The organism is Neisseria sp. P0001.S005, from assembly GCF_051963715.1.
In genome coordinates this window covers 1-3,736 of record NZ_JBQCTZ010000276.1, presented here as the reverse complement: position 1 = coordinate 3,736, position 3,736 = coordinate 1, and the positions used below count along the sequence as shown (strand labels likewise).

The 3,736-nt window shown below is 50.7% G+C and carries 2 protein-coding genes and 1 pseudogene; all 3 read right to left on the bottom strand.

Going from position 1 to position 3,736, the window contains the following annotated elements:
• Window positions 1–797, bottom strand: a 797-nt coding sequence (locus ACTHSP_RS18705; protein WP_440346657.1) for an FAD-dependent oxidoreductase, incomplete at its 3' end; no start/stop codon positions are given.
• Window positions 798–1,060: 263 nt separating this feature from the next.
• Window positions 1,061–2,242 (bottom strand): 2-oxoglutarate dehydrogenase complex dihydrolipoyllysine-residue succinyltransferase, encoded by a 1,182-nt coding sequence (gene odhB, locus ACTHSP_RS18700; RefSeq protein ID WP_440346656.1) that lies wholly within the window; start codon window positions 2,240–2,242, stop codon window positions 1,061–1,063.
• A gap of 99 nt (window positions 2,243–2,341) precedes the next feature.
• Window positions 2,342–3,736 (bottom strand): annotated as a pseudogene (sucA, locus tag ACTHSP_RS18695) (2-oxoglutarate dehydrogenase E1 component); the annotation flags it as partial.

Sequence of the window (3,736 nt, the reverse complement as noted above, 5' to 3'; positions counted from 1 at the left end):
GCAGTTTCGTAAGCAACGGAAACGCCTTTGCCTTCAGATTTGATGTCGCCGATTTTCACGCCCAATTCAATGCTCAAACCTTGCTCTTTGGTGAAGTATTTGAAGGCTTCTTTGGCGATTTGTTGGTCGGCGGCAGCCAGGAAGGTCGGCGCGGCTTCAAGAATGGTAACTTCTGCACCCACGCGGTTCCATACGGAACCCATTTCCAAACCAATCACGCCGGAACCGATCACGCCAAGTTTGGCAGGTACTTCGGTCAGGTTCAATGCGCCTTCGTTGTCCAACACGTTCACGTTGTCGATAGCGACTTGTGGCAGCGGACGCGGTACGGAACCGGTCGCTACGATGACGTGTTTGGCTTCGATAACGGTTTTCTCGCCTTTGTTATCGACTTCGATTTGATAAGCATCGCCATTTTTACCGGTAAAAGAAGCAGTACCGAACAGGCTGGTTACTTTATTTTTTTGGAACAGGAATTTCACGCCGCCGGTCAGTTTGGTCACGATGGCATCTTTGCGCTCAATCATTTTGGCCGCGTCGAATTTTACGTCGCCGACAGTAATACCGTGCTCGGCAAAATCGTGTTGCGCAGCGTGGAAATGTTCACTGGATTGCAACAGGGCTTTAGAAGGGATACAGCCTACGTTCAAGCAAGTACCGCCCAATGCAGGGGCATTGCCTGCTTTATTAACGCCTGCATCGACGCAAGCGGTTTTGAAACCCAGTTGCGCGGCACGGATGGCGGCAACGTATCCGCCCGGGCCTGCACCAATCACTACTACATCATATTGAGACATCGTGTCATCCTTTGCTTTTGCAGTATCTCAAAATAAAAACGATACTTTTCGTTTCTTTTTTATTTTGAATGACTGCGTTTTGATGGTTTTAAGAAAAGGCCGTCTGAAAGTCCATATCTGTCGATTCATTCGAATCAAATGTTTCAGACGGCCTCAATCGTTCGTTGAGCCTATTGTAGCACGATACTACATTACGCTACATCTAAATAAAAATTCAGACGGCCTTTTCATTAATAAATAAAAGAAAAGGCCGTCTGAAACGATTACAGATCCAACAACAGGCGAGCTGGGTCTTCCAACGCGTCTTTAATGGCTACCAAGGTCAATACAGCTTCGCGGCCGTCGATGATACGGTGGTCGTAAGACAGAGCCAGATACATCATTGGACGGACAACAACTTGGCCGTTTTCAACCACAGCGCGCTCTTTAGTGGCATGCATACCCAAAATCGCAGATTGAGGTGGGTTGATGATCGGGGTGGACATCATAGAACCGAAAGTACCGCCGTTGGTAATACTGAATGTACCGCCGGTCAAATCTTCGATAGCGATTTTGCCGTCTTTGGCTTTTTTCGCGTAATCAACAATTGCTTGTTCGATGTCGGCAATGCTCATTTGGTCGGCATCACGCAGGATTGGCACAACCAAACCGCGTGGACTGCCAATCGCGATACCGATGTCGAAGTAGCCGTGGTACACGATATCTTTGCCGTCAACAGAAGCATTCACAACCGGATATTTTTTCAGAGCGGCAACAGCGGCTTTAACGAAGAAGGACATAAAGCCCAATTTTACGCCGTGTTCTTTCTCGAATTTATCTTTGTACTTCGCACGCAAGTCCATGATCGGTTTCATGTTGACTTCGTTGAATGTAGTCAGAATGGCGTTTTCTTGTTGAGAAGCCAGGAGGCGTTCTGCAACGCGGGCACGCAGGCGGCTCATTGGTACGCGTTCTTCAGGACGTGCGCCGTCAGGAAGTGCAACAGCAGGAGCAGCGGCTGCGGCAGGTTTGACAGCGGCATTTTGTACGTCTTCTTTCAATACGCGACCGTCACGGCCGGAACCTTGCAATGCGTTCACGTCAACACCGGTCTCGGCAGCCAGTTTGGCGGCAGCAGGCATAGCGGCGTTGTTTTGTGCAGCAGCAGGAGCGGCAGCTGGAGCTGCTTCGGCAGGAGCGGCGGCTGGGGCTTCAGCAGCGGCAGTAGCAGCGGTATCGATGCGCGCCAAAACTTGGTCGGCAACAACGGTTTCACCGTCTTGCGCTACGATTTCAACCAATACGCCGGCTTGTGGAGAAGGTACTTCCAAAACCACTTTGTCAGTTTCGATATCGATCAAGATTTCGTCACGGGCAACTGCTTCGCCAACTTTTTTCTTCCATTCCAAGAGCGTGCCTTCAGATACGCTTTCAGACAGCATAGGTACTTTTACATCAATAATCATTTTGTGTCTCCAATGGCCCTTTCAGACGGCCTGTTGTGTGTTTTTAATTCTGCATATGGGCATTCCGCCTGAGCAGACTCAGACGGAATGCTACTTGATTTACAATGCCAAAGCGTCTTCAACCAATTGTTTCAATTGAGCAATGTGTTTGCTTGAGTAGCCCACTGCAGGCGATGCGCTGCTTGGACGACCGGCATAAGACAGTTTTTGCTCTTCGCTGATAACGTCTTCGATGCGGTGGCGGATTTGGTAGAACGCGCCTTGGTTTTTCGGCTCTTCTTGTGCCCAAACCACAGATTTTGCGTTCGGATATTTCGCCAGTTCAGCTTTAACCTCGTCGTATGGGAACGGATACAGCTGCTCAACGCGGACGATAGCAACATCATCTTCCAGTTTACGCTCGGCACGGCCAGCTTCCAAGTCATAGTAAACCTGACCGGCACACAATACCACGCGTTTCACGCTATCGTTGCTTGCGCGTTCGGCGGTATCGCCGATAACCGGACGGAAAGTCGAACCTTCGGTGAAGTTTTCCAGCGGGCTCATTGCACCTTTGAAGCGCAACAGGCGTTTGGACATGAAAATCACCAGCGGTTTACGGTATGAACCCAAGACTTGGCGTTGCAAGAGGTGGAACATTTGCGACGCTTCAGACGGCATGATGACTTGCATATTGTTCTCGGAACACAGTTGCAACCAACGTTCTACGCGTGCAGAAGAGTGCTCAGGGCCTTGACCGTCGTAGCCGTGCGGCAGGATGGTGGTCAGGCCGCACAAACGACCCCATTTGGTTTCACCTGAAGACAGGAATTGGTCAATAGTCACTTGCGCGCCGTTGGCGAAGTCACCGAATTGAGCTTCCCAAATGGTCAGCTTGTCAGGTGCGGAGCAGGCAAAGCCGTACTCGAACGCCATCACGGCTTCTTCGTTCAAGATAGAGTCGATAACCAGGAACTCGCCCAAGCCTTCGCCCATGTTACGCAGAGGAACATAAGTACCGTCGTCCCATTTTTCGCGTTTTTGATCGTGCAGAACGGCATGACGGTGTGAGAATGTACCGCGGCCGGAGTCCTCACCGGAGATACGCACGCCATGACCTTTGGTCAGCAGGCTTGCGTATGCGAGGGTTTCGGCCATACCCCAGTCGATGGCTTGTTTTCCGGATGCCATGGCTTTACGCGCTTCGATCACACGTTTTGCAGTCGGATGCAGGGCAAAGCCTTCCGGTACAGCGGTGAATTTCTCAGTAAGACGCTCAATGTCGGCGGCAGGCAAACCGGTTTCGATTTTTTCGCGCCAATCTTTACCTTGGTATTTGCTCCAGTCGATTTGTGTGCGTTGGAAGTTGCTCAAAGTTGTTTGTTCAACATGTTCGCCTTTGTCCAAAGCATCACGGTAGGCTTGGATGTAACCGTCAGCCTCAGCTTGAGTTACCACGCCTTCGGCAATCAGTTGCTCGGTGTACAAAGCACGCGCACCTGGGTGTTGCGATAC

Excerpts from the sequence above, each read along its gene's own strand:
- odhB (WP_440346656.1), bottom strand. The coding sequence starts at position 2,242 with ATGATTATTGATGTAAAAGTACCTATGCTGTCTGAAAGCGTATCTGAA.